The sequence below is a fragment of the Alloalcanivorax xenomutans genome (assembly GCF_032810065.1).
Classification (GTDB): Bacteria; Pseudomonadota; Gammaproteobacteria; order Pseudomonadales; family Alcanivoracaceae; genus Alloalcanivorax; species Alloalcanivorax xenomutans.
Genome location: NZ_CP136538.1, coordinates 4503748 through 4528424, shown reverse-complemented (window position 1 = coordinate 4528424; position 24677 = coordinate 4503748). Strand labels below are relative to the sequence as shown.

General features: G+C 61.0%; 18 protein-coding genes. 13 read left to right on the top strand and 5 right to left on the bottom strand.

Going from position 1 to position 24677, the window contains the following annotated elements; translation table 11 throughout:
* The first annotated feature begins 452 nt into the window (after positions 1-452).
* The 4 genes from rpmH to mnmE are packed head-to-tail and all read left to right on the top strand — an operon-like array spanning position 453 to position 4237.
* The gene (rpmH, locus tag RYH70_RS20890; RefSeq protein WP_022997393.1) at positions 453-587 is read left to right on the top strand and encodes a 50S ribosomal protein L34; all 135 of its coding nucleotides are present in this window, start codon (positions 453-455) and stop codon (positions 585-587) included.
* Positions 588-633: 46 nt separating this feature from the next.
* On the top strand, positions 634-1026 hold the full coding sequence (gene rnpA, locus RYH70_RS20885) for a ribonuclease P protein component (protein WP_055100278.1): 393 nt from the start codon (positions 634-636) through the stop codon (positions 1024-1026).
* Positions 1027-1066: 40 nt separating this feature from the next.
* Complete coding sequence (yidC, locus tag RYH70_RS20880) at positions 1067-2806, top strand: membrane protein insertase YidC (RefSeq protein ID WP_026948799.1); 1740 nt, start codon at positions 1067-1069, stop codon at positions 2804-2806.
* A 54-nt stretch (positions 2807-2860) separates the two neighbouring features.
* Positions 2861-4237, top strand: coding sequence for a tRNA uridine-5-carboxymethylaminomethyl(34) synthesis GTPase MnmE (gene mnmE, locus RYH70_RS20875; RefSeq protein WP_026948798.1), 1377 nt, complete (start codon positions 2861-2863; stop codon positions 4235-4237).
* Positions 4238-4243: 6 nt separating this feature from the next.
* Here mnmE and RYH70_RS20870 read toward each other — a convergent pair whose 3' ends face one another.
* Positions 4244-5497: a DUF2254 domain-containing protein gene (locus tag RYH70_RS20870; protein WP_022997389.1), complete on the bottom strand. Its 1254-nt coding sequence runs from the start codon at positions 5495-5497 to the stop codon at positions 4244-4246.
* A 120-nt stretch (positions 5498-5617) separates the two neighbouring features.
* On the opposite strand from RYH70_RS20870, the gene RYH70_RS20865 reads away from it, so the two are divergent.
* The 7 genes from RYH70_RS20865 to gdhA all read left to right on the top strand — a co-directional run bounded on the left by RYH70_RS20865 (position 5618) and on the right by gdhA (position 15984).
* Positions 5618-6094 (top strand): MaoC family dehydratase, encoded by a 477-nt coding sequence (locus RYH70_RS20865; RefSeq protein ID WP_022997388.1) that lies wholly within the window; start codon positions 5618-5620, stop codon positions 6092-6094.
* Positions 6095-6199: 105 nt separating this feature from the next.
* Positions 6200-7582 (top strand): class II fumarate hydratase, encoded by a 1383-nt coding sequence (locus RYH70_RS20860; protein WP_022997387.1) that lies wholly within the window; start codon positions 6200-6202, stop codon positions 7580-7582.
* A 209-nt stretch (positions 7583-7791) separates the two neighbouring features.
* The gene (locus tag RYH70_RS20855) at positions 7792-9426 is read left to right on the top strand and encodes a fatty acid--CoA ligase (protein ID WP_022997386.1); all 1635 of its coding nucleotides are present in this window, start codon (positions 7792-7794) and stop codon (positions 9424-9426) included.
* A gap of 312 nt (positions 9427-9738) precedes the next feature.
* A complete protein-coding gene (locus RYH70_RS20850; protein WP_316309167.1) occupies positions 9739-10827 on the top strand; it encodes an efflux RND transporter periplasmic adaptor subunit in 1089 nt (362 codons plus the stop codon).
* Complete coding sequence (locus tag RYH70_RS20845) at positions 10827-13928, top strand: efflux RND transporter permease subunit (RefSeq protein ID WP_317009602.1); 3102 nt, start codon at positions 10827-10829, stop codon at positions 13926-13928. Before RYH70_RS20850 ends, RYH70_RS20845 begins: the two co-directional genes overlap by 1 nt.
* Before the next feature lie 40 nt (positions 13929-13968).
* Positions 13969-14631 (top strand): M48 family metallopeptidase, encoded by a 663-nt coding sequence (locus tag RYH70_RS20840; protein ID WP_022997383.1) that lies wholly within the window; start codon positions 13969-13971, stop codon positions 14629-14631.
* Positions 14632-14649: 18 nt separating this feature from the next.
* The gene (gdhA, locus tag RYH70_RS20835; protein WP_200866132.1) at positions 14650-15984 is read left to right on the top strand and encodes an NADP-specific glutamate dehydrogenase; all 1335 of its coding nucleotides are present in this window, start codon (positions 14650-14652) and stop codon (positions 15982-15984) included.
* Between the two features lie 53 nt (positions 15985-16037).
* Here the strand turns inward: gdhA and RYH70_RS20830 are convergent, their stop codons facing one another.
* The 3 genes from RYH70_RS20830 to RYH70_RS20820 all read right to left on the bottom strand — a co-directional run bounded on the left by RYH70_RS20830 (position 16038) and on the right by RYH70_RS20820 (position 19149).
* On the bottom strand, positions 16038-17135 hold the full coding sequence (locus tag RYH70_RS20830; RefSeq protein WP_317009601.1) for a glutathione S-transferase: 1098 nt from the start codon (positions 17133-17135) through the stop codon (positions 16038-16040).
* Between the two features lie 207 nt (positions 17136-17342).
* Entirely contained in the window at positions 17343-17546 is a 204-nt protein-coding gene (gene cspE, locus RYH70_RS20825) for a transcription antiterminator/RNA stability regulator CspE (RefSeq protein ID WP_014996745.1), read from the bottom strand.
* Between the two features lie 229 nt (positions 17547-17775).
* Positions 17776-19149, bottom strand: a complete 1374-nt coding sequence (locus RYH70_RS20820) for a WS/DGAT/MGAT family O-acyltransferase (protein WP_022997380.1) — start codon at positions 19147-19149, stop codon at positions 17776-17778.
* Between the two features lie 253 nt (positions 19150-19402).
* On the opposite strand from RYH70_RS20820, the gene RYH70_RS20815 reads away from it, so the two are divergent.
* Together RYH70_RS20815 and RYH70_RS20810 are read left to right on the top strand one after the other, a co-directional pair.
* Positions 19403-21835, top strand: coding sequence for an ExeM/NucH family extracellular endonuclease (locus tag RYH70_RS20815; RefSeq protein ID WP_317009600.1), 2433 nt, complete (start codon positions 19403-19405; stop codon positions 21833-21835).
* A 106-nt stretch (positions 21836-21941) separates the two neighbouring features.
* Positions 21942-22523 carry an HAD family hydrolase gene (locus RYH70_RS20810; RefSeq protein WP_317009599.1) on the top strand — a complete coding sequence of 194 codons (582 nt, stop codon included), beginning with the start codon at positions 21942-21944 and terminating at the stop codon, positions 22521-22523.
* A 144-nt stretch (positions 22524-22667) separates the two neighbouring features.
* On the opposite strand, the gene RYH70_RS20805 is transcribed toward RYH70_RS20810, so the two are convergent.
* A complete protein-coding gene (locus RYH70_RS20805) occupies positions 22668-24482 on the bottom strand; it encodes an acyl-CoA dehydrogenase C-terminal domain-containing protein (RefSeq protein ID WP_022997377.1) in 1815 nt (604 codons plus the stop codon).
* Between the last annotated feature and the right edge of the window lie 195 nt (positions 24483-24677).

Genomic DNA, 24677 nt, shown 5'->3' with positions numbered 1-24677 from the left:
ATCCCCGCCTTGCCAGAAACCGTGAATTTGAACGGGCCATTCTATACCTCTGAGCGTGTAACTATCCACAGCACGGCAGGTCTTTTTTCGCTTATCTTTTTCTGTGGATAACTAGGTCCGCAACCCTGTTGGCAGGGGAGCGTATAAGTATGGGGATAACAGGTTGAACTGATTTCTCCCACAGTTCCGGACAGCTTGTCCCAGCTTAGTCACCAGGAGTTACACACAGTTATACGCCGGTTACTCACATCACAACACACTGATCTACTTACACTTTTCCGGCTTATCCCCAGAATTGGCTTTGCCTATAAGAACTACTATCACTAAATAAGAAAATAAATATTTAAAGATATTGATAAGCTAACCCTCCCATCCGGCAAAGCGCTTGACAGCGAGACAAGCCAGGGCTAACATCCGCGCCCTCTTAAGACTTCCACAGCGGGGATGCCGCCATGAAACGCACATTCCAGCCGAGCAATCTGAAGCGTAAGCGTAACCACGGCTTCCGCGCTCGCATGGCTACCAAAAACGGACGTAAGGTACTGGCCGCTCGTCGCGCCAAAGGCCGCAAGCGGTTGGCTGTATAAGCCAATCGCTGTTTCTTCTGGTGGCATCACCGGGGTATCAGACACGGTGAGCCCATCAGTACCTCTCCCCAGTAACTCCTCTTCCCGATTCGGGTTTTCCCGCGATCTACGCCTGCTTGACGGCAAGGCCTTTCAGACTGTGTTCGATCAAGCCGATTGGCGCATTGGCCAGCAATGTTTTCTGCTATTGGCCCGGGAAACCGATCAACCCTTGCCACGTCTGGGCCTGGTAATCGCCAAACGTCGCATTCGGCGTGCGGTGGACCGTGGTGCCGTGAAACGCCGGATCCGCGAACAGTTTCGTTTGCGCCAGCACGAACTGACCGGCCTGGATATCGTGGTATTGATGCGCGGACCCCTGCCAGCCGGAAAGGAAAACTGGACCCCTCAGTTGGCGCGGCTGTTCGACAAGCTGCTTGCCAAGCGTAGGCAAGACTGAGAAACTGCCCCCCGCTTTTCCGCCAGCCGAATACAAAGCTATGGATATCCCCCGAGCCCTTGTCATTACGGGCATTGCCGTTGTCTCCTACCTGATGATTCAGGCCTGGCAGCGAGACTACGCCGCCCCGGACACCGTCGAGCCGCAAATCAGCGAGCAAGTGGCGGGCAATAATGCCGATAGCAACGCCAATACCACGGGCAACGACCTGGTGCCCGATCCGCAGGAGCATACCGACCCGACGGCATCCTCCATTCCCGGCGGAGAAGTAAGCGACAGCATTCCGGACAACAAAGCACAAAACGGTGGTGCCATTCATGTCACCACCGATGTGTTGAACCTGGAAATCAACCCCCGTGGTGGCGACATCGTGCGCTTGAGCCTGCCGGCTTATCCTCGCCACGCCGACACGCCGGATCAGCCTTTTGTGCTGCTGGAGAACACCTCCTCCCGCACCTATGTGGCTCAGACTGGTCTGATCGGTGCCAATGGCACCGATTCCGCTTCCGGCCGTCCGGTGTGGAGCAGCGCCGAACAGAGCTACCAGATGGGCGATGCCCATGAGCTGAACGTGGATCTGACACTGACCCAGGACAACGGCGCCAAGATCACCAAGCGCTACACGTTCGAGCGCGGCAGTTACCTGGTGCGGGTAACCCACATTGTCGAGAACAATAGTGGAGAAACCTGGAGCGGCCAGCTCTACGGCCAGATCAAGCGTGATGGCGGCGATGATCCGGGCCTGTCCAAGCAAGGGTTCGCGCCCATGCCCACCTATCTGGGCGCCGCCTACTGGTCCAGCGAAAAGCCGTACAACAAGCTGAAATTCGGCGATATGGAAGAATCCGCCCTGCGTACCACGCAGGAAGGCGGCTGGATCGCCATGGTTCAGCACTATTTCCTGTCCGCCTGGATCCCTGATCCGCAACTGCAGCAGACCTATTCCACGGTGTACCAGAAGAACCGTGACCAATACCTGTTGCGGTTCGTATCCCAGGGACAGAAAGTGGCTCCCGGCGAAACCGGGCAGATGTACGCTGAGTTCTACGCTGGCCCGAAAATCCAGGATCACCTGGAGGCCATCAGCCCCGGGCTGAACATGACCGTGGACTACGGCTGGCTGTGGTTCCTGTCCCAGCCGATCTTCGCCCTGCTGGTGTTCCTGCAAAGCGGCAAGCTTTCCATCTTCGGTCTGAATATGGATTTGGGCGTCGGCGTGGGGAACTGGGGTGTGGCGATCATCCTGCTGACCTTCATCATCAAGGCGCTGTTCTTCAAACTCAGTGCCGCCAGCTACCGCTCCATGGCCAAGATGCGGAAGGTGGCTCCGGAGATGCAGCGTATCCGCGAAGAGCACAAGAGCGACAAGCAGAAGCAGCAAATGGAGACCATGAAGCTGTTCCAGCGGGAGAAGATCAATCCGCTCGGCGGCTGCTTGCCGATTCTGGTGCAAATGCCGGTGTTCATTGCCCTGTACTATGTACTGCTGGAATCCGTGGAGCTGCGTCAGGCGCCGTTCTTCCTGTGGATCCAGGATTTGTCGGTCATGGACCCGTACTTCGTCTTGCCGATTCTGATGGGCGCGTCCATGTTCCTGCAGACCCGTCTGAATCCGACGCCGGCGGACCCCACCCAGGCCCAGGTAATGAAGTGGATGCCGGTGATCTTCTCGGTGTTCATGCTGTGGTTCCCGGCGGGTCTGGTACTCTACTGGCTGACCAATAACCTGCTGTCCATCGGCCAGCAATACATCATTACCCGCCGAATCGAGCGGGAGTGATGACAGAGGGGGCCGTTGGCCCCCTCTGTGATTCCGGTTCCGGGTAAGCTCATCATGTCCGCCACTGATTCCGATACCATCGTCGCCATCGCCACCGCCCCCGGCCGTGGCGGTGTCGGCGTGGTGCGGCTTTCCGGTGATCGAGCGCTGGACATCGCCGCCGGCGTGGTCGGTGATCGGCCATTACAGCCGCGCCAGGCTCATTTCCGTCGTTTTCGTGATGAGCGGGGAGAGGTCATCGATGAGGGACTGGTGTTGTCGTTCCCCGGCCCCGGCTCCTTCACCGGCGAGGATGTGGTGGAATTCCAGGGGCATGGCGGCCCGGTGGTGCTGGATATGCTGGTCCGCGCTTGCCTTTACCACGGCGCCCGTCAGGCCCGGCCCGGTGAATTCTCCCAGCGGGCGTTCTTGAACGACAAACTGGATCTGGCTCAGGCGGAAGCCATCGCTGATCTGGTCGATGCCGGCACCCAGGCGTCGGCCCGCGCTGCTCTGCGCTCCCTTCAGGGGGCGTTCTCCGAGGAAGTGAATCGGTTGGTGGAGCAGTTGATCCAACTGCGCATCTATGTGGAAGCCGCCATCGATTTTCCCGAGGAGGAGATCGACTTTCTCTCCGATGGGCGGGTGGCCGCTGACCTGCGGGCATTGTTGGCGCAAGTGAACCGGGTACTCGCCACTGCCCGCCAGGGGCGCCTGGTCCGTGAAGGGCTGACCCTGGTCATCGCCGGGCGGCCCAATGCCGGCAAATCCTCCCTGATGAACCGCCTGGCCGGTTTCGACGCCGCCATCGTTACCGAAGTGCCCGGAACCACTCGGGACGTGCTGCGTGAATCGATCCAGATCGATGGCCTGCCATTGAATGTGATCGATACCGCCGGCCTGCGTGAAAGTCCGGACCGGGTGGAGCAAGAGGGGATTCGCCGGGCATACGAGGAGATGCGCAAGGCGGACCGGCTGCTGGTGGTGGTGGATTCGCAAACCGGAACCGAATCCCTGAAGGAGCCCGCCTTGTTACTGCCGGACAGCCAGAAACAGCTGGAAAATCTGGAACTGCCGGTCACCATTGTGCTCAACAAGGCCGATCTTAGCGGGCTGGCGCCTGGTCCCCTGGACGGCCACCCGGACACCTTCGTGATTTCCGCCGCCTCGGGAGAGGGGCTGGATGCGTTGCGCGACCACCTCAAGGCCGTGGCCGGCTACCAGAGTACCGACGAAAGCCCGTTTTCCGCGCGCCGCCGCCACATCACCGCCCTGGAGCAGGCCCTGGCCGCGCTCGATAAAGGCCAGCGCCAACTGGGTGATCACGCCGCCGGCGAACTGCTTGCCGAGGACCTGCGCGCGGCACAGAAGGCCCTTGAAGACATCACCGGGGCCTTTACCGCCGACGATCTTCTGGGGCGGATTTTCTCGTCGTTCTGTATCGGCAAATAGCCTGGCTCAATCCTGCTCCATCCAGCGGGCCAGCTCCCGCAGTTCCGCCCGGTCCCGCTCCAAGGCTAATGCCTGCTCTGCTCGCGCCAGTGCCAAGCGGGCATGAAGCCGGGCGCTGGCGCGAAAGGAGCCGCCGTAAGAGGCCAAGACTTCGAAGGCTTTCTGCAGGCGAATCTGCACTTCCAATAAGGCCGCGCCGTCCCGGGCGATGGGGTTGAACAGATCGTCGAAAAATTCCCTTTCGTCGAGTAAGGGAACCCGGATCCGGGGCCAGCGCACGGTATCATCCGCTTCACCACGTTGGGTATGCCAGTGATGGAGAACCCGCACCGCCCGTCCGATCACATCAATGGCGGTGCCGGGGTCATTGACCGCTGGGGACAACGCCCGCGACGCAATTTCTGAAAGTACCACCAGGCCGAAGCGGGGATCCTGGTCGAAGGATCGTTCGTCATCCACGGTGAAATGCTCCCGCACGGAAGAGGTGTCGTCGTCGGTGGCGCCGATCAGCCAGGCAACGGGCCGGGCCGGATGCACAAAACCGCCCGGAAGGGCGGTCAGGTAAATCTCGGCATCGTTCTGTTCCGCCCACTGGGCGAGCGCTTCCACGTCCACATGTTGAATGTAACCCACCAATGTCGGGTAGACGGGAAGAGCCTGGTCCGGAATCGGCTGGTCGGGGGAGAAAGGTTTGCCGCCCAGGGCCGGGTTGGCGGCACGCTGAATAATGGCCGCGCAAGTGGCCTGTTCCACCCGGTCGGTGGTTTCACCCACCCGGCCGAGGCGCGACAGATGTTCAATCCAGCGCAGAATAGTGACGACGATAATAACGATCACCACCAGCGTGACCAGAAACAGAATCACCCGGCCGCCTTCGCCGTAGGCACCGGTGCTGAGGGCCACCAACCCGACCAGACTGAACAGGAAGGAACCAATGAAAGTGGCCAAGACGTTCTGAGTGGTGGTGTCCTGCATCAGCAACCGCGTGGCCCGGGGAGTCACGTTGGTGGTGGCGGCGCTGTAGGCACTGACCATGACACTGAGGGAAAAGGTGGTGACCGCCAGCATGCTGGAAGCCAGCACATTGAGAATGGTGTCCACGGCTTCCGCGCCAATGCTCACCGGTATATCCGGTGGCAGCCAGCGCTGGCCGATAATGGCCAGCAAAGAAGTGGCCACGGCGAGAATGGCGAACGCGGTGGCCCGTACCCAGAGGGCGCGGGAGAACTGGACCAGCAGCCACTGCCATTTTGAAAACATCCTTGCACTCCTTGCCCTGACGATGGCTTCAGAATACCTCAGAGACGCGGGGTAGTGGGGGTCGTTATTGGTATCCGGTCGGCGCTATGATCGGATCTTTCGTTTGCATGGGAGAACACGATGACAATAACGAACTTCAGCAAGCCCCAGCACGACCGCTATTTTGAAGATTACCAGGTGGGCACCACCTATGACCTGGGCTCCATTGAGGTGGAGGAGGAAGAAGTGCTTTCTTTCGCCCGCCGCTTCGACCCCCAGAAGATGCACACCGATCCCGAGGCCGCCGCGGCCGGCCCCTTCCAGGGGCTGATCGCCAGTGGCTGGCACACCCTCAGCCTGATGATGCGGCTGATGGTGGATAACTATGTTTCCACCGTGGCGGGGCTGGCTTCCCCCGGGGTGGATGAGGTGCGTTGGCACAAACCGGTACGCCCCGGTGACCGGCTGTCCATGCGCGCCACCGTCCTTGAGGCGCGCCCGTCCCGCTCCAAACCCGATCGCGGCCTCATTTACTCGTTGATGGAAGGCGTCAATCAGCATGGTGAAGTGGTGGCCAGTTTCAAAGGCATGGGGCTGATTCTCAAGCGGCCTGTTTGAGGCGGTATCGGCCATGACTATGGCCGGAATTGCCCGCGCTCCCCTGGACGTCCAACCGGGCCTTGCCGATACTGACCTTTCACTTCCCGGCTGAGGAGAACGGTCATGAACGACACACGGGTGGAGAAGGATTCCCTGGGCGAAGTGGCGGTACCAAAGGCGGCGTTGTGGGGCGCGCAGACGCAGCGCGCGGTGAATAATTTCCCAATCAGCGGCCGGCGGCTGCCGTTCCGTTTCATTCAGGCGGTGGCCCGGATCAAGCGTTGCGCGGCCTCGGTGAACGTGGATCTGGAGCTGCTGTCCGAGGAGCGGGGTGACGCTATCCGTTCGGTCTGCGAAGCGCTGATCAACGGTGAGCATCGGGATCAGTTCCCGGTGGACGTGTTCCAGACCGGTTCCGGTACCAGCACCAACATGAACGTCAATGAGGTGGTGGCCCATCTGTGCCAGACCCAGGGCGTCGACGTGCATCCCAACGATCACGTCAATCTCGGCCAGAGCAGCAATGACACCATTCCCACCGCCATTCACGTGTCGTCGGCGATGGCCGTTAACGAGCAATTGATGCCCGCCCTCGAGCATTTGATCACCACGCTGGGGTCGAAGGCCGGGGAGGGCAAGGATTTGGTCAAAACCGGCCGCACTCACCTGATGGACGCCATGCCGGTGACGGTGGAACAGGAGTTGCGCACCTGGGTGCTGCAACTGCAGGCGGCCAGCCAGCGTCTGGCTGGCGCCCGGGACGAATTGCATGCCTTGCCGCAGGGCGGTACCGCGGTGGGGACCGGTATCAACGCCCATGCTGAGTTCGCCGAGCGCTTCGTCGATGCGTTATCCGATGAAACCGGACATCCGTTTACCGCCATGCCGTACCCGGCCGTGGCGCAGAGCGCCGTGGATGCACCACTGGCACTGTCGTCGGCATTGCGCGGTCTGGCGGTGGTGTTGATGAAAATCAGTAATGACCTGCGCTGGATGAACTCCGGTCCGATTCATGGCCTGGCGGAAATTCAGTTGCCTGCCACCCAGCCGGGGTCGTCGATCATGCCAGGGAAGGTCAATCCGGTGATCTGTGAGTCCGCCACCATGGTCGCCGCTCAGGTGATCGGTCTGGATCAGGCCAATACGGTGGCGGCGCAGAGCGGTAATTTTCAGTTGAATGTCATGTTGCCGCTGGTGGCCGCCAACCTCCTGGATATGGTGGAGTGGCTGGCCAACAGCTGCCGGAATCTGGCGGATCAGGCTATCGCCGGGCTGACTTACAATCGTGAGCATCTGGCCGAGGGCGTGGGGCGCAATCCGATCCTGGTCACCGCTCTGAACCCGGTGATCGGCTATGAGAAGGCGGCGGCCATCGCCAAACAGGCGTTCGCCAGCGGCCGGCCGGTGATCGATGTGGCGGCGGAGCAGACCGACCTTTCGGTGGAGGAACTCACCGCTTTACTCGACCCGCTAAAACTGACGCATCCGGCGGCCTCTGACTCTTGAGTCAGCCGCCGCTCGTGACCTCGACGATCAGCTGTGACAGGCTTGGCGCCGGGCTTTTGTGACCACCCCCGCTGGTGGTCACCCTCCGGGCCGTTGCCAAGGCAACGTCAAGAATCGCTCCCGGCGATTTTATGTGGGGAGGCCAGGCGTGGCGCCGGTGTCCGGATTCGCCACTGTGACAATAAAAATGTGATGGAGAGTAGTAACCGATGAGCAACGATCTGACCATCCAGCGTACCGCGGAAGCCGTGGAGTCACCGCTCTTGATCAACAGTATCCTGGAGGCCGGCGTTCGCAACGCACCCAATCAGGAAATCGTCTACGCCGACCAGCGGCGGATGACCTATCGGGAAATGGGGGAGCGGGTTGCTCGTCTCGCCAGCGCCTTGCAGCAGCAAGGAGTGAAACCCGGTGATACCGTGGCGGTGATGGACTGGGACACCCATCGCTATCTGGAAGCGTTCTTCGCCGTGCCGATGATGGGCGCGGTCCTGCACACCGTGAACGTGCGTCTGAGCCCGGAGCAGATTCTCTACACCATCAACCACGCCGAGGATGATGTGATTCTGGTGAACCGGGAATTCCTGCCGGTGCTGGATCAGATCAAGGACCGCATCGAGACGGTCAAGACTTACATTCTGCTGGATGACGAAGGCGGCGACACCGACACCGCCATTGATCTGGCCGGTGAGTACGAGGCTCTGGTGGCCCAGGCTTCCGCCCAATTCGATTTCCCGGAGCTGGATGAGAATACCCGTGCCACCACCTTCTACACCACGGGGACTACGGGGCTGCCCAAGGGCGTGTACTTCTCCCACCGGCAACTGGTGCTGCACACCTTTGCCGGCCGTGCCGCTCTGACCGGCACCGGTCACGGCCGTTTCAATCAGAACGACGTGTACATGCCGATCACGCCGATGTTCCACGTGCACGCCTGGGGCGTGCCGTTCGTCGCCACTTTGCTCGGCGTGAAGCAGGTTTATCCAGGCCGCTATGTGCCGGAAACCCTGCTCAAGCTGCTGATCACTGAAAAGGTGACCTTCTCCCACTGCGTGCCCACCATCATTCAGATGCTGTTGCAATCGGAAGCGGTGAAGAACATCGATCTGAGTGGCTGGAAGGTGATCATTGGCGGTTCCGCGCTGCCCAAGCCCTTGGCCAAGGGAGCCCTGGAACGTGGTATCGACATTTACAGCGGTTACGGCATGAGCGAGACCTGTCCGCTGATCTCCCTGGCTCTGCTGACGCCGGAGCTGGAACAGGCCGATCTGGAAACCCAGGCGGATTACCGCACCCGCACTGGCCGTCCGGTTCCCATGGTGCAGTGGCGCATTGTCGACGGTGACATGAACGATGTGCCCCACGACGGCAAGTCGCAGGGTGAGCTGGTGCTGCGCGCCCCCTGGCTGACCCAGGGGTACCTGAAAGACGAGTCCAATTCCCAAGAGTTGTGGCGCGGTGGCTGGATGCACACCGGGGATATCGGGGTGATCGACGCCGATGGTTGGCTGAAAATCACCGACCGCATCAAGGACGTCATCAAGACCGGCGGCGAGTGGGTATCCTCCCTGGATCTGGAGAGCCTGATTCTTCAGCACGATGCCGTGCGTGAGTGCGCGGTGGTGGGCGTGCCGGACGAGAAATGGGGTGAACGCCCGGTGGCGCTGGTGGTCAAGGGCGCCGAAGTGGAAGCGCAGGCGATCATCGACATGGTGGCCGATTATGCCGAGAAGGGTGTGATCAGCCGCTATGGCATCCCGGATCGCGTGGTGTTCGTGGAGGAGCTGCCACGCACCTCCGTGGGCAAACTGGACAAGAAAAAGATGCGCGCGGAGCTGGTCTGACCCTCCGGCCGGCGGGAGCCCTCCCGCCGGCTTGCCCTTCCCCCTGTCACATAATGACTGCACAATGCAGTGTCATACTCCGTGGTCTGTTGTATCAAATGTAAGTGCCTTTGAACCCCGGGCGGGTTCCCGGGTCCGATCCACGGAATAACGCTCAAGCCTTGGAAGGCCAAGGGCGATCATTAGGGAATACAGAACAATCCTTTCTTACCGGCCCGTGGCAGTGCCGGTACCTTCGGTTGCCTGATTTTTTTATGGGAGCCGGCCCGGTCACGGTTCTCTCCGTGACGGCGTTGTTGCTCGGAGAACAAGATGGTGCGTGTGGGCGCCTTTGTGGTGGTGATAGTCGTGGCGGCGGTTGCGCTGTTCTGGTGGTGGCGGGCTGAAGAGCCGGCGGCCACCGGAGCCCGGCCGGCGACCACGGTCAATGTGATTTCGGCTCTGGTACGTCCTCTGACGGAAAAAGTGGAAGTGGTGGGCAACGCCCGTGCCACCCGCGCCGTGGTACTGTCCGCGGAGGTGGAAGGCCGGGTGATGCAAGTGCATTTTCAGGAAGGGCAGGCCGTTGACGCCGGAGACCTGCTGGTGGAGCTGGATGATCGCCAGGCCGAAGGTGAGCGGGACCGGCTGCGCGCTGAATACCAGCGGGCGCTGTCCGATTACCAGCGTGCTTCCCGTCTGATCGACAGCCGTGCCATTTCCCAGGCCGAGGTGGACAACCTCAAGAACGGCATGGAAGCGGCCCGGGCGGCTTTGCGGGTGGCCCAGGCCACCTATGAAAAGCATAAGATCCGCGCGCCTTTCGAAGGCGTGGTGGGGTTGCGCCAGGTCGACCCCGGTGCTTATCTGCAGCCGGGTACGCCGGTGGTCACCCTGGATAGCGTGCGTAATCTGGAAGTGACCTTCGAGGTGCCGGAGCGCTATCTGGCCCGGGTGAAGCCGGGGCTGGTATTGATGGTGTCCAGCGACAGCTATCCGGAGCGCCTTTTCCAGGGCAAGGTCACGTTGTTGGACTCCCGCGTCAACGCCTCCAGCCGGACGTTGTCGGTGAAAGGCAGTCTGGACAACAGTGATGGGCTGCTGCGGCCGGGGCAACTGCTGCAAATCGATATCCTGCTCAGTCAGCATCAGGCCCTGCTGGTTCCGGAACAGGCGATTGTCGCCCAGGGCGCGCAGAACTTCGTGTTCGTGGTGGCTGAGGACGACACCGCTCTGCGGTTGCCGGTGGAGCTGGGCGGGCGCCGGGATGGCTGGGTTGAAGTGGTACAGGGACTCAGCGATGACGACGCGGTGATCGTTAACGGGCACAGCCGGCTTGGCAGCGGCGCGCCGGTGAAAGTGGTCGAGGATGAGGGGGCGCTGCTGCCGTCTCAGCGGGTTCTGCTGGAGACCAGTGCCTGATGATCCTCAGCGATGTCTCCATCAAGCGTCCGGTGTTCGCCACCGTGATCAGTCTGCTGATCGTGGTGTTCGGCATCAGCGCCTTGATGAAGCTGCCGGTGCGGGAATATCCGGATATCGATCCCCCCGAGGTATCGGTGGCGGTGGAGTACCCGGGGGCGGCGCCGGAGGTCATCGATACTCAGATCATTCAGGTCATCGAAGGGGCCATCGCCGGCGTGGAAGGCGTGCGCCGCATTGAATCCCGTTCCCGCCGGGGGTCCGCTCGCACCTCGGTGGAATTCAACCTGGACCGGGATTTGGACGTCGCCGCCAACGATGTCCGCGACGCGGTGTCGCGGGTGCTTAATCGTCTGCCGGAGGAAGCGGAAGCGCCGGTGATCGCCAAGACCGACGCTGATGCCCGGCCTATCATGTGGGTCACGCTCAGCAGTGACAGCCTGGCGCCACAAGAGCTGACGGATTTCGCCGAACGTTCCCTGGTGGACCGTTTCGCTGTTCTGGGCGGGGTTTCCGAAGTCATCATCGGTGGTGAACGCCGCTATGCCATGCGGGTATGGCTGGATCGCCAGCGCATGGCCGCCAACGATGTCACTGTCACCGACATCTATAACGCTTTGCGCGCCAACAACGTGGAATTACCGGCCGGCCGCCTGGATTCCGACAGCCGCAGTTTTACCGTTCGCGCCGACAGCCGGCTCGGCTCGGTGGAAGAGTTCAACCACATGGTGGTGCACCGCCAGGGTGATTATCTGTTGCGGTTGGGGGATGTGGCGCGGGTGGCGCTGGGCGTGGAGAACGACGACACCGTGTTGCGCGCCAACGGCCAGACCGCCATTGGGCTCGGGGTGGTGCGCCAATCCAAGGCCAACACGGTCACCGTTTCCAACAATGTCCGCGAAGAAATCGAGGCGGTGCGCAATAACCTGCCCGATGACATCCGCCTGGACGTGAATCACGACGAATCCCTGTTTATCCGCGCGTCCATCAAGGAAGTGCTGGTGACCCTGGCGATGAGCGTGACGCTGGTGATCCTGGTGATTTTCGTTTTCCTGGGAAATTTGCGCGCCACGCTGATTCCGGCGGTCACTATCCCGGTGTCCATCGTGGGGGCGTTTATTGGCCTGGGAATTCTCGGATTTTCCATCAATGTGCTGACGTTGTTGGCGCTGATTCTGGCCATCGGCCTGGTGGTGGATGACGCCATTGTCATGCTGGAAAATATCCAGCGGCGCATTGATGAAGGCGAGAGCCGTCTGGTGGCGGCCTTCCTGGGAGCCCGTCAGGTGGCCTTCGCGGTTATCGCCACCACCGCCACTCTGGTGGCGGTATTCGTGCCTATTTCTTTCATGGGCGGGGATGTCGGGCGCCTGTTCGGTGAATTTGGTTTTACCTTGGCGGTGGCGGTGATCATTTCCAGCATAGTGGCGTTGTCCCTGGCCCCCATGCTGTGTTCCCGCTGGCTGCACGCGCATACCCCGGAAGAGGAAAAGCAGGAACAGAGCAACCTGCTCAACCGGGCGCTGAATGGGCTGAACCGGGCTTACGGAACGCGGCTGGGAAAAACCCTGAAGCGACCCGCCCCCGTTGTGGTGATCGCGGTGTTGATTTGCGTGGCGGCGGGGCTGGTCTTCAGCCAGTTATCCCGGGAACTGGCCCCCACGGAAGACCGGGGCGTGTTCATCGTGTCGGCGAATGCCCCGCAGGGATCCAGCACCGCCTATGCCAGTCACCATATCCAGAAAGTGGAAGAAAAACTGCTGCCCCTGATCGAGGATGGGCTGGCGGTTCGGGTGTTATCCATTGTCGGTTTCCGCGGCCAGGTCGAGCGCGGTTTCAGCATCGTGCGGCTGGAGCCCTGGGAGGGGCGGAACCGGAGCCAGCAGGACATCGTTAACGACATCCGTGGCGAAGTCACCACTGTGCCCGGCCTGCGGGTGTTTGCCGTCAACCCGCCGGGGCTGGGGCAGAGCGGCTTCGATCAGGAGCTGGAGGTGGTGATCGGGGGGCAGGATTACGAATCCGTGGTGGGCTGGAGCGAGACCCTGCGCGCCGCCATGGCCGCCAATCCTCAACTGTTGAGCGTGGACACGGATTACGAGGAAACCCAGCCCCAGGTTGAAGTGGTGATCAATCGGGACCGGGCCGCGGACTTCGGCATTTCCGCCGCCGAAGTGGGCCAGACCCTGCAAGCCATGTTCGCCACCCTGACCGCGTCGACCTATATCGATCGTGGCCGCGAGTACGACGTCCTGCTGGAAGCGCGGGAACAGGATGCGCGTATTCCGGATGACGTTAACGCGGTCTATGTTCGCACCGCCGCTGGCGCTCTGGTTCCGCTGTCCGCTCTGGTGGAGCTGCGCACCCTGGGGGCGGCGCCGGAGCTGAGAAGGCTGGACCGTCTGCCGGCGGTGACGTTGTCGGCGAATCTGGCCCCCGGCTATGATCTGGGCAGCGCGCTGGATTTCATCGAACGGACCGTTCAGGAAAGCCTGCCGCTGGAAGCGCGCCTGAGCTATAAAGGTGTCGCCCAGGAATTCACCGAGGCTTCCGCGGCAATCCTGATCACGTTCCTGCTGGCTCTGGTGATCGTCTTCCTGGTATTGGCGGCGCAATTCGAAAGCTGGATCCATCCGCTGATCATTATGCTGACGGTGCCCCTGGCGATCGCCGGCGCCATTCTGGCGTTGCGTGTGACCGGCAACAGCCTGAATATCTACAGTCAGATCGGTATGGTGATGCTGGTGGGACTGATGGCCAAGAATGGTATTCTTATCGTCGAATTCGCCAATCAGCTGCGCGACCAGGGGCTGGCGGTACGTGAGGCGGTCTATCAAGGTGCTATTCTACGCTTCCGGCCCGTATTGATGACGGGTATTTCCACCATCTTTGGCGCGGTCCCCCTGGTGCTGGCCACCGGTGCCGGAGCGGAAAGCCGCATGACCATAGGGGTGGTGATTCTCGGTGGCCTGTTGTTCGCCACTGTGCTGACCCTGTTCATTATTCCCGTGCTCTATCTGTGGCTGGCCCCCTACGCCCGCCCGGCGGACGCGGTGGCTCAGCAGCTGGCGTCGCAAATGCGGCGGGAAACGGATCGCTGATCCGGCCCCGTCCCGCACCGGATATCTCCAGGTAACCCGCATGGATTATCAACTGGTTCGCTCCAAGCGACGTACACTGGCTTTACGAGTGGCGGCCGATGGCCAGGTCGAAGTCCGCGCGCCGTTACGTCTCGGCCGCCGGCACATCGATGACTTCGTGCACGAACACCGGGACTGGATCCGGCGCCAGCAGGCCTATTGGCGCGCCCGGCCTCGCCAGCATTGGCGGGAAGGTGATACCGTGCCGCACCTGGGCCGCCCGGTGCGGTTGCGGGTTACCCATGCGGCCAGACCCCGGGTGGAGCTGGAAGGGGATATTCTGACCGTGGCGGTGCCGCCGCCGGCGTTGGAGGAGACGGTCAGGGAAGCCGTGGAAGCCTGGTGGCGGCGACAGGCGCGCGACCAGTTCCAGCACAGTATCGAACGGCAATTCCACTGGTTCGCGGCCCGTGGCCATGAATTACCGGTATTGAGGATCAAGAAAATGCGCACTCGCTGGGGATCTTTGTCCCAGCGGGGGTACATCAACCTGAACCTGGCGCTGATGCGCTACGACCTTGAGGTGATCGATTACGTGGTAATGCACGAACTTTGTCACTTGGAGTACGCTCATCATGGACCGCAATTCCATGACCTTATGGATAGACGCATGCCGGACTGGCGGCGTCGAAAACAACGATTGGATCAAGTATTGCCTGAATAAAAGGAGACGGCTTTGACTATAGACATCGATACCCTGATCAATGGACTGCGGGAAAAAGATCCCCATCAAACCTACTTCCACCAGGCGGCCAGTGGTCTGCTTGAAGGGTTGGCGCCGTTCCTGCGGAACCAGCCTCGCTACGCGGATCCGAGTTTGTTCGCGCGTCTGCTGGAGCCGGAGCGGGTGATCATTTTCCGTGTTCCCTGGGTGGATGATCAGGGGAGGGTGCAGGTGAACCGTGGTTTTCGTGTGCAAATGAACGGTTCTCTCGGCCCTTATAAAGGCGGATTGCGCTTCCATCCGTCGGTAAATCTCGATGTCCTGCGTTTCCTGGCTCTGGAACAGACCATCAAGAATGCGTTAACCGACCTGCCCCTGGGGTCTGGTAAAGGGGGAGCGGATTTTGACCCCCATGGCCGTTCCGATGGCGAGATCATGCGATTCTGCCAGGCCTTTATGGCGGAACTGTTCGATCATATCGGTTCCGATGTCGACGTCCCGGCCGGAGATATTGGTGTCGGGGCCCGGGAAATCGGCTACTTGTTTGGTATGTACCGGAAACTGAACCGCTCCCATGACAGCGGTGCCATCACCGGCAAATCGCCGGTCTTCGGTGGCAGCCTGCTGCGTACCGAAGCCACCGGCTATGGGTTGGTGTATTTCCTACAATACATGCTTCAGGAACAGCAAGAGTCCCTGGAGGGGCGGCGGATAGCGGTGTCCGGCGCTGGTAACGTGGCCCGCTACGCGGCGGAGAAGGCGTTGGCGGAAGGCGCCACGGTCATCACTTTGTCCGACTCCCGCGGTGCCTTGCATGCTCCCAACGGGCTGACTCAGGAACATCTGGAGACCCTTGATCGGATCCAGGAGGAAGGTGGTCGCCTCCATCAACTGCCGGAGCACCACGATGGTCTGACCTACGAAAGCGGCATCAAGCCCTGGCGGTTCCCCTGTGACATCGCCTTGCCCTGTGCAACCCAGAATGAACTGGATGAACAGGACGCCCGTGTTCTGGTGGAAAATGGCTGCCGCTGGGTGGCGGAGGGCGCCAATATGCCCACCACCACGGAGGCGATTGCCCATTTAGTGAGCCACGGTGTCGGTTACGGACCCGGCAAGGCCGCCAACGCCGGCGGTGTGGCGGTAAGCGGTCTGGAGATGAGTCAGAACAGCCTGCGTCATCCCTGGAGCCGTGAAGAAGTGGATCGGCGTCTGCACGACATCATGTCGCGCATCCACCATAAGTGCCTGGAATATGGTGGCCAGGGCAAGCGCCCGGATTATGTCCAGGGCGCCAGTGTGGCCGGCTTCGTGCGGGTGGCGGAGGCGATGCTGCGCCAGGGCGTGGTCTGATCCGCTAAAGGCAGGGCTGTCGCCGCTTGTACGGACGAGCGATTCGGCGGCCTTCAACCCCCGGCTGGTCGTACGGACAATTTGTCCCGGGCCAGTCTTGGCGGGTCTGGAAAATCAATCAAGGCGTCGGCGCCAATCGAACGTAAAAAGGCATCGGCCTGTTCCCGGGCCGCTGGCTCCATCCCCTTCAGGTGATCGCGAATCCGCTGCACCATCCACAGACTATAGGGACGCAGGATTCTTTCTCCGTGGCGGCCTTCCAGTTCAAACCCGTGCTTGCCCAGGGTCCGGGGCAGAGGCTCGCCGGGATGTTCCACCATCCAGGCGCTGACCTTGCCGGCGGCGTCCACCAAAGGCGGCAACTGTTCCCGGGCCATACGGCGCAGAATCGGCAGCAGCGTGGCGGGGATGTCATCGCCATCGTCCAGCGGTTGCCTCAATCGCTGGGGCTGAAACTGCAGCTCCTCCACCCAGCGTGTCACGTTCGGTGCCCGCCGACGCATTAGCTCACCGGGTGTGGGATCGCGATAGAGATGGGCATAGAGCGGACCGATCAGGCCGAAGTCGGCCATGGTGGCCTGGGCTCCAAGCAGGGCTGGTGACGAGGCGAAATGGGCATCCAACTCCGCCAGCAGGGCTTCGTAGGCAGTTTCCACCGCGTCCATCATGTCCGGTGTGGCGCCCAACAGTGACGCGGCGTTGGAGAAAGGCACGGCCAGCTTGCCGCCAATCTTGAACTGCTCTTCGGCGGACGCCTGAGGCGCATTGAGGGCGCCGAATTCGCCCATTGCCCATTCGCGATCATAGTGCCAACGGTAGTGCATGGCGGGGATCACCAGCCATTCATCCCCGTAGGTTTCCAGCATCAGTGCGACCAGCTTGCGAATCGGGGTGGCGGGATAGACGGAAGGCGGGCCGTTGGCGCGATCCCGGTCCAGGGTATCGATGATCACAGTGGTGTCTTGCAGGATCTCGCCGCTTTGGGTGCGCAGTACCGGAATCACTGGTACGCCCACGGAGGGGAGAATCACCTGTCTGTAAACGTCGGCACTGGCGATCACTTCCTCGAACGGAAGATCCGCCCAGCGCAGGTAGGCGCGGACTTTGCCAGTGAAGTAGCTGACTTCACCGCCATACAGGGTAATCGTCATGGTCTCTGCCTGGCTTTGTCGATTGTCGTCGTAATACAGGGAGACGTGGCGAGGCCGTCAAGTTGCCGCGGCGGACAGGTTGTCCGGAGCAAAAGGGAGGTTGGGAGATAAAAAAGAAGAATCCGACGGTCCGGCTTTCGCCGTCGCCCTGAGTCCTTAATATGAAAACCCCGCGCGAGGCGGGGCTTTCCAGCGTACTAAGAAGCCTTAGCCGGCTTCTACGTTAGCTGCCTGCGGGCCTTTCGGGCCCTGCTGGATATCGAAGGAAACTTTCTGACCTTCAGCCAGGGTACGGAACCCGGAGCCTTGGATCGCGCTGAAGTGAACGAATACGTCCGCACCACCGTCGTCCTGGGAGATGAAACCGAACCCCTTGGACTCGTTGAACCATTTAACGGTACCAGTAGCCATGTGAATCTATACCTCAAAACTTTACATAGGGTTTTGCTTGCAAACCGGAGGAGGGTGTTCGGAGACTTCTCAGCTTCGCGCGGGGGAAGGCAACTACCAAAACAAACCACCACTGCCTGAATCTGCAGCACTTCCGACTCTACTCCCCTTTTCTAGCCGGCACCACCGATTTTTTTGTAACCGTGGCTCGTGGCGGGAATATGGTCCGCAATCGGGGCCGGGCCGGTTTCTATTTGAAACCGGCGGCGATCTCCAGTTCCCGTACCGAATTTTCCAGATAATCCAGCAGGCGCTGCATGGAGGGCAGAGTCCGGCGGCAGGCGATCAGGCCGAATTCCAGCTGATCCTGATAGCTGGTCAGGGTGATATTGAGGGCGATCCGATCCAGTACCACCGATACCGGGTACATGCCGCGCAAGCGGGCGCCATTCCAATACAACGGCTCCCGCGGTCCGGGGACATTGGAGATAATCACATTGAAAGCGCGCCATTTTGGTGCAAGCCCGGTGAGCAGGTTGAGACCGGTGGGGGTCATGCTCAGGGCGGTGAAATTGAGAATTTCCTCCGGGCTCATTTGGGCAAAGCGCCGTTTGGCGTCTTTCACCGAGGCCTGGACGATACGCAGGCGGTTGGCCGGATCACACACATGGGTGCCGAGATTGGCCAGAATCAGGGCAATCTGATTGCCGCCGGCGCTGTCATCCTTGCGCAGGGAGAGTGGCACCATGGCGATCAGCGGCTGGTCCGGCAGGGCGTTCTGGCCGATCAGATATTCACGCAGTGCATGGCCGCACATGCTCAATACCAGATCGTTGATGGTGCAGTTGAAAGTGCCGGCCAGCTTGCGCAGACGAGGCAGGGCAAAACTTTGCGCGGCGAAACGACGGGAGCCGGTGATGCACTGGTTCAGCATGGTATCCGGCGCCTGGAAGATGGACACGTAGTTCGGGTCGGTCTTGGCTTTCTGGCTGACCTTATACAGTTCCCGCGCCAGCGCCGGCACCGTGGCCACCTGCTTGCTCACGCCGGCGGTCAGGCGCGCCAGACTGCTCATGGCGTCCACCGGATTGCTGGGCAGAGAGCGTTGTTTTTTCTCGGGTTTATAGGCCCACACTGGCGGCAGGTCCCGCTCATGCGGATCCTTGGACAGCGCCCGCATGCCCATGCGCATGGCGGAGATACCGTCGACCACGGAATGGTGCACCTTGGTGTAGAGGGCAAACTGGCGTCCGCGAATCCCTTCGATCAGATGGGCCTCCCACAGTGGCCGTTCCCGGTCCAGCAGGTTGGAGTGTTCGGCGGACACCAGTGACAACAGTTCACGAATTCGGCCCGGTTTGGGCAGCGCCTCGTGGCGGAAGTGGTGATCGATGTCGAACTGCTTGTCCTCGGTCCAGAAATACTGGCCGAAACGGCGGGTCAGACGCTGATTGAACGGGGGCTCGGGACAGCAATAGTCGCGGATCGACTGGGCCAGTTCGCTGACGTACTTGGGCCCGGCATCCTCGGGAAACGAGAACAACTGCAACCCGGCCACATGCATGGGTTGCTGGCGCTTTTCCAGCCACAGAAAGAGCTGGTCCACGGGACTCAGTGATTTCATGCCATCCCCTTTGTTATGCGGTTAACGCTTATCTGCCTGGCAATAGTTGATAGTGCCCTAAAATCCAGACCCGGCGCGATCAAAGATCGAGCCGGTCGGGCACGCCCTATCATGACACCCCATACTGGCGGTGTGATCCGTTCTCTGCACCCTCACTCTCTGTACTAAAAAGGTGCAATATTCCTGCCATCTTCATGCCACCGAACGGTCACACCCATAAGCCAGCCTGGGGCAAAAATTTTGGGAGTCTGGAATGACGCGCCTTTCATTGATCCCTGCCTGCGCCCTGGTGGGACCGCTCGCCCACGGGGATGTGCTGATCAGCGAGTACGTCGAGGGCGGTGGATACAATAAAGCCCTGGAGCTATACAACAATGGCGGCAGCGCCGTCAGCCTGGATGGCTATCGTCTTGAACTGTATTCCAATGGTGGTGTTACGGCCTCGCGCTCCCAAACGCTGGAGGGGGTGCTGGAAGCCGGGGAAGTCCTGGTCATCATCACTGATGATTCCAGAGCCGACAGCGAGTTGATCAGTAAAGGCGATCTACCCAGCGACACCATCAACCACAACGGTGACGACGCCTACGTACTGTTCAACGGCGATGTCGTGGTGGACAGCTTCGGCCGGGTCGGCGAGGACCCCGGAGACGCCTGGACCAACGGCGACGTCACCACCAAGGACCGTACCCTGCGGCGCATGGCAACCGTGACCAGCGGAGACACCGTCATTGATGACGCCTTCAACCCAGCGGATCAATGGGTCGTCTCCGACATTAACGACTTCAGCGGTCTGGGCCTGCCCGGAGAAGAAGTAACGGAAGAAGAACCTCCGATGGTGGAACTCGGCAGCTGCGGTGATCCCGCCACCCTGATCTCGCAAATCCAGGGGCAGGGAGACGCCTCCCCGCTGATCGGCGAGGCCCACGTGGTGGAAGCGGTGGTCACCGCGGTCTTCCCGGACCTCAGCGGCTTCTTCGTGATCGAGGACAACGGCGACCGGGATGGGGATGAGCTGACCTCCGAAGGCCTGTTCGTCTATACCGGTAATAACGAGGTTTCGGTACAGTCGGGCAATCAGATCCGCGTTAGTGGCGCCATCAGTGAGTACTACGGTCAGACACAGATTGCCTGGAACGAGGGTGCAGTGTGCGCCGATCAGGTGGAAGTGACGCCGGCGACACTGACCCTGCCGTTGACCGCGCCGGATCAGCTGGAAGCCCTGGAAGGCATGTGGGTGGTGAGCGATCAAACCCTGACGGTGAGTGAAGTCTATGATCTGGCCCGCTACGGCTCGGTGATGCTCAGCCACGGTCGCCGCATGATTCCCACCCACGCGGCCGAACCCGGAGAAGCCGCGGACGCCGTGGCCGAAATCAACGCCCTCAACCGGATCCTGCTGGACGATGGCAGCAATGACGAGAATCCCGCTACGGTGATTTATCCCGAAGGTGGCCTGTCCGCCACCAATACCTTGCGGGTCGGGGACACCGTTACCGGATTGGAAGGCATTGTCAGCTACGGCTTCAATGACTGGCGCATCCAGCCGGTATCGGTACAGATCGAAGCCGCCAATCCGCGCCCGCAAGCGCCTGCCCGCACCGCCGGCAGCAACCTGCGGGTGGCGGCGTTCAACGTACTGAACTTCTTCAACGGTGACGGTAATGGCGGCGGGTTTGATGATCCAGACTACCGGGGCGCCAACAATCCAGCCGAATTCGAACGGCAAAAAGCGAAAATTCTCACCGCCCTGTCGCAACTGGATGCTGACGTCATCGGCCTGATGGAAATCGAGAACGACGGCTACGGTAACGACTCCGCCATCGCCGAACTGACCGAGGCTTTGGGAACGTCCTGGGCCTTTGTTGACCCGGGGCTGGAGCGGCTGGGCACCGACGTCATCGCCGTTGGTTTGCTCTACCGCACCGATGTGGTGGAACCGGTGGGCCAGCCGGCCACGCTCGAAGGCGGGCCTTTCACCGATAAAAGCCGGCAACCGCTGGCGATGAGCTTCCGTCATCTCAACAGCGGGGAAGTGGTCACGGTGTCGGTGAACCATCTCAAGTCCAAGGGCAGCTGTCCCAAAGCAGAGGACAACGACGACGCCAACGCGGAACACGGCCAGGGTTGCTGGAATTCGCTGCGCACCGAGTCCGCGCGGATGCTTGCTGACTGGTTGGCGAACAACCCCACTGGTCTGGAGGAAGCCGCCGCCGGTACCCTGATCATTGGTGACCTCAATGCTTACGCCAAGGAAGATCCGATCCGTGCACTGGAAGAGACGGGCTACCAGAATCTGCTGGCCCGCTTTAACGGCGATGACGCCTATAGTTATGTATATAAGGGCGAAACCGGTTATCTGGACCACGCACTGGCGGACGCGGGACTGGAGAGCGCGATCCTGGGCGCTGGTGAATGGCACATCAACGCCGACGAGCCCCGCGCCCTGGATTACAACACCGAATATAAGAGCGAAGGGCAGATCGACAGCTTCTACGCCACCGACGCCTACCGCGCCAGCGACCATGACCCGGTGTGGGTGGACCTGGCCCTGGATGGTGGTGAGGAGCCCCAGCCGGAACCCGAGCCCGGCGATGAGGATGATTCCGGCAGCTCAGGCGGCGGTGCCCTCGGTGGCCTGATCACCCTGGCGTTGCTGGCTGGCCTGCGCCGCCGGATTCACCGTTAGGTGACGCCGGCACGGGTTGGTTTACAGCGTTCGCCGAGACACCAATAATCCGGCATGTTGCCATGTCGGATTATTGGGAATCCGCGCTTCCTGGGGAATTCGCTGTATGCCTAAGGGACCGTTCGCGGCGGTGTTGTTCGATCTGGACGGGACCTTGGTGGATACCCGGCTGGATTTCGCCGCTTTGCGGCTGGAACTGGGGTTTCCTGAAGGCATTGGTGTGCTTGAGCACCTGGCCACCCTGGAAGACCCGGAGCAGGCAGCTTGGGCGAGTACGGTGATTGATCGCCATGAAATGGAAGGGGCGGCGGCGGCCACCTGGATCGACGGCGCCAAACACGTTCTGGAGATGCTCCATCGGAAGGGCGTGCCCACGGGTATCCTCACCCGTAACAGTCGGGCGGCGGTGGCACGGACCAATGCCGTGCTGGGGTTGCCGGTGGACCTGATCCTGACCCGCGAGGATTGTGCTCCGAAGCCACATCCCGAAGGTTTGCTGTTGATCGCTGATCAACTCGGATTGCGGCCGGCCGCCACGGTGTATGTCGGGGACTTCGTCTTTGATCTCCAGGCCGCCCGTAATGCCGGTATGGCATCGGGATTGTTGCGCAATGGGAAGAATCGACATTTCGAGGACCAGGCGGATCTGGTGCTGGATCACCTTGGCGAGGTACTGGACTGGCTGTAATCCGGCAATGGCGCAAACCGCGAACACCGCCGGATTGAAAGATCATCGCGGCTCTTTCCTATATGCGGAGGACCGCTCCCACGGGGACAGCACCAGTCCCCCGTGGGAGCGGTCGATCGACCGCGATTAGTGGTGTGAGAACGCTTACTCGTAGTCGAACGAGAAGTGCTCCGCGCTCATCTGCATGGTGCTGCGAGTGGGTTTGAGCGCCGCGTCGGCATGGCCTTTGGCGGCGGGCAGCAGGCGATCGAAATAGAACTCCGCGGTGGCCAGCTTCGCCTTGTAGAACTCCGCCGGCTCATTACCTCCGTTCTCCAGCTTGTCGCGGGCGGTGGCGGCCTGCAGGGCCCAGAAGTACGCCATCATGGCGTAGCCCGAGTACATCAGGTAGTCATAACTGGCGGTGGAGACGATGTCCCGGTCCTTGGTGGCGGCCAGCATGATGCGGGTGGTCAGATAGTTCCATTCGGCGGCGATTTTCAGCAGCTTCCAGGCGTAGGGGCGCAGTTTGGCGTCCTTGAGGTTCTGCCGCCCGAAGTCCACCAGGTTCTTGGAGAAGCTGCGCACACATTTGCCGCGGCTGGTCAGCAGCACTTTGCGGCCAAGCAGATCCAGTGCCTGGATGCCGGTGGTGCCTTCGTACAAGGTGGAGATGCGCGCGTCCCGGGCGATCTGCTCGATGCCATGTTCCTTGATATAGCCGTGGCCGCCGAATACCTGCATGGCTTCGTTGGCGGCTTCCAGGCCTTTTTCAGTGAGGAAGCCTTTCAGGATCGGGGTGAGAAAGCCCAATTCGCTGTCCCACTTGTCGTACTTCTTCTGATCGTTTTCCAGCATGCCGGCGATCATATGGTCCGCGTACATGGCGGTGAAGTACGCCATGGCGCGGCCGCCTTCGGCATAGGCTTTCTGCTTGAGCAGCATGCGGCGCACGTCGCCATGATGAATCAGAGCATCGGCTACCTGTTCCGGGTCTTTTTTACCGGACAGGGCGCGCATGGAGCGACGTTCCTTGGCGTAGGGCAGGGAGGCCTGATAGGCGCGTTCGGCGTGGGCCACACCTTGAATCGCGGTGCCGACACGGGCGCTGTTCATGAAGGTGAACATACACTCCAGGCCCTGATTGGGCGGGCCGATCAGGAACCCGGTGGCCTGGTCGAAGTTCATCACGCAGGTGGCGGAGGCCTTGATACCCATTTTCTTCTCCAGGGCACCACAGCTCACGCCGTTGTCCTCGCCGATCTGGCCCGGCAGATACTTGGGTACGATGAACAGCGAAATACCCTTGGTGCCGGCGGGGGCATCCGGCAGGCGCGCCAGTACGATGTGGACGATGTTCTCGGTGAGATCGTGGTCACCGGAGGAGATGAAAATCTTGGTGCCGGTGATCTTGTAGGAACCGTCTTCCCGGGGCTCGGCCTTGGTTTTCACTTGCCCCAGGTCGGTGCCGCATTGCGGCTCGGTCAGGCACATGGTGCCGGCCCAGGTGCCTTCGGTCAGCTTGGTCAGATAGGTTTCTTTCTGCTCGTCGGTACCGTGCATCTGGATAGTGTTCATCGCCCCCAGGGACAGGCCCGGGTACATGGCGAAGGACCAGTTGGCGGTGCCGAGCATTTCATGCTTGATCAGGCCCAGGGACATGGGCAGGCCCTGGCCGCCGTACTCCACCGGATGGCTCAGGCCTTGCCAGCCTCCAGCGACGAATTCGCGATAAGCCTCGGGGTAGCCTTTGGGGGTGAACACCTGCCCGTTCTCGAGGCGGCAACCTTCCTCATCGCCGCTCTGATACAGCGGGGCAACGGTGTTCTCGCACAGCTTGGCCATCTCCGACAGGATCGCTTCCACCATGTCCGGGGTGGCTTCTTCCCCGTTGGGCAGCGTCTTGTAGTGGCTTTCGAAATCAAACACTTCATTCATCAAAAAGCGCGTATCGCGCAGGGGAGCCTTGTAACTCGGCATAAACACACCTTCGGTTGGCAAACGGGCCGGATGCCGCATTGTTGGCGAACAGTCGTTGACAGACATTGACGGGAAGGCGTGTGAGGGGCGGCTTTAGGGTAAATAGGTGAGGAGTCTTGAGGGAACGTTTATGCACCAAATCGCGGAAAGGGGTAGCTACAAGGCCGCTGTGGGAGCTTGCCCGCAAGCGAATTT

Coding starts and splice junctions, on each gene's coding strand:
- RYH70_RS20805 (WP_022997377.1), bottom strand. CDS start 24,482: ATGCCGAGTTACAAGGCTCCCCTGCGCGATACGCGCTTTTTGATGAAT.
- yidC (WP_026948799.1), top strand. CDS start 1,067: ATGGATATCCCCCGAGCCCTTGTCATTACGGGCATTGCCGTTGTCTCC.
- RYH70_RS20865 (WP_022997388.1), top strand. CDS start 5,618: ATGACAATAACGAACTTCAGCAAGCCCCAGCACGACCGCTATTTTGAA.
- RYH70_RS20855 (WP_022997386.1), top strand. CDS start 7,792: ATGAGCAACGATCTGACCATCCAGCGTACCGCGGAAGCCGTGGAGTCA.
- RYH70_RS20870 (WP_022997389.1), bottom strand. CDS start 5,497: ATGTTTTCAAAATGGCAGTGGCTGCTGGTCCAGTTCTCCCGCGCCCTC.
- RYH70_RS20815 (WP_317009600.1), top strand. CDS start 19,403: ATGACGCGCCTTTCATTGATCCCTGCCTGCGCCCTGGTGGGACCGCTC.
- RYH70_RS20820 (WP_022997380.1), bottom strand. CDS start 19,149: ATGAAATCACTGAGTCCCGTGGACCAGCTCTTTCTGTGGCTGGAAAAG.
- mnmE (WP_026948798.1), top strand. CDS start 2,861: ATGTCCGCCACTGATTCCGATACCATCGTCGCCATCGCCACCGCCCCC.
- RYH70_RS20860 (WP_022997387.1), top strand. CDS start 6,200: ATGAACGACACACGGGTGGAGAAGGATTCCCTGGGCGAAGTGGCGGTA.
- RYH70_RS20845 (WP_317009602.1), top strand. CDS start 10,827: ATGATCCTCAGCGATGTCTCCATCAAGCGTCCGGTGTTCGCCACCGTG.
- RYH70_RS20830 (WP_317009601.1), bottom strand. CDS start 17,135: ATGACGATTACCCTGTATGGCGGTGAAGTCAGCTACTTCACTGGCAAA.
- RYH70_RS20810 (WP_317009599.1), top strand. CDS start 21,942: ATGCCTAAGGGACCGTTCGCGGCGGTGTTGTTCGATCTGGACGGGACC.
- cspE (WP_014996745.1), bottom strand. CDS start 17,546: ATGGCTACTGGTACCGTTAAATGGTTCAACGAGTCCAAGGGGTTCGGT.
- rpmH (WP_022997393.1), top strand. CDS start 453: ATGAAACGCACATTCCAGCCGAGCAATCTGAAGCGTAAGCGTAACCAC.
- RYH70_RS20840 (WP_022997383.1), top strand. CDS start 13,969: ATGGATTATCAACTGGTTCGCTCCAAGCGACGTACACTGGCTTTACGA.
- RYH70_RS20850 (WP_316309167.1), top strand. CDS start 9,739: ATGGTGCGTGTGGGCGCCTTTGTGGTGGTGATAGTCGTGGCGGCGGTT.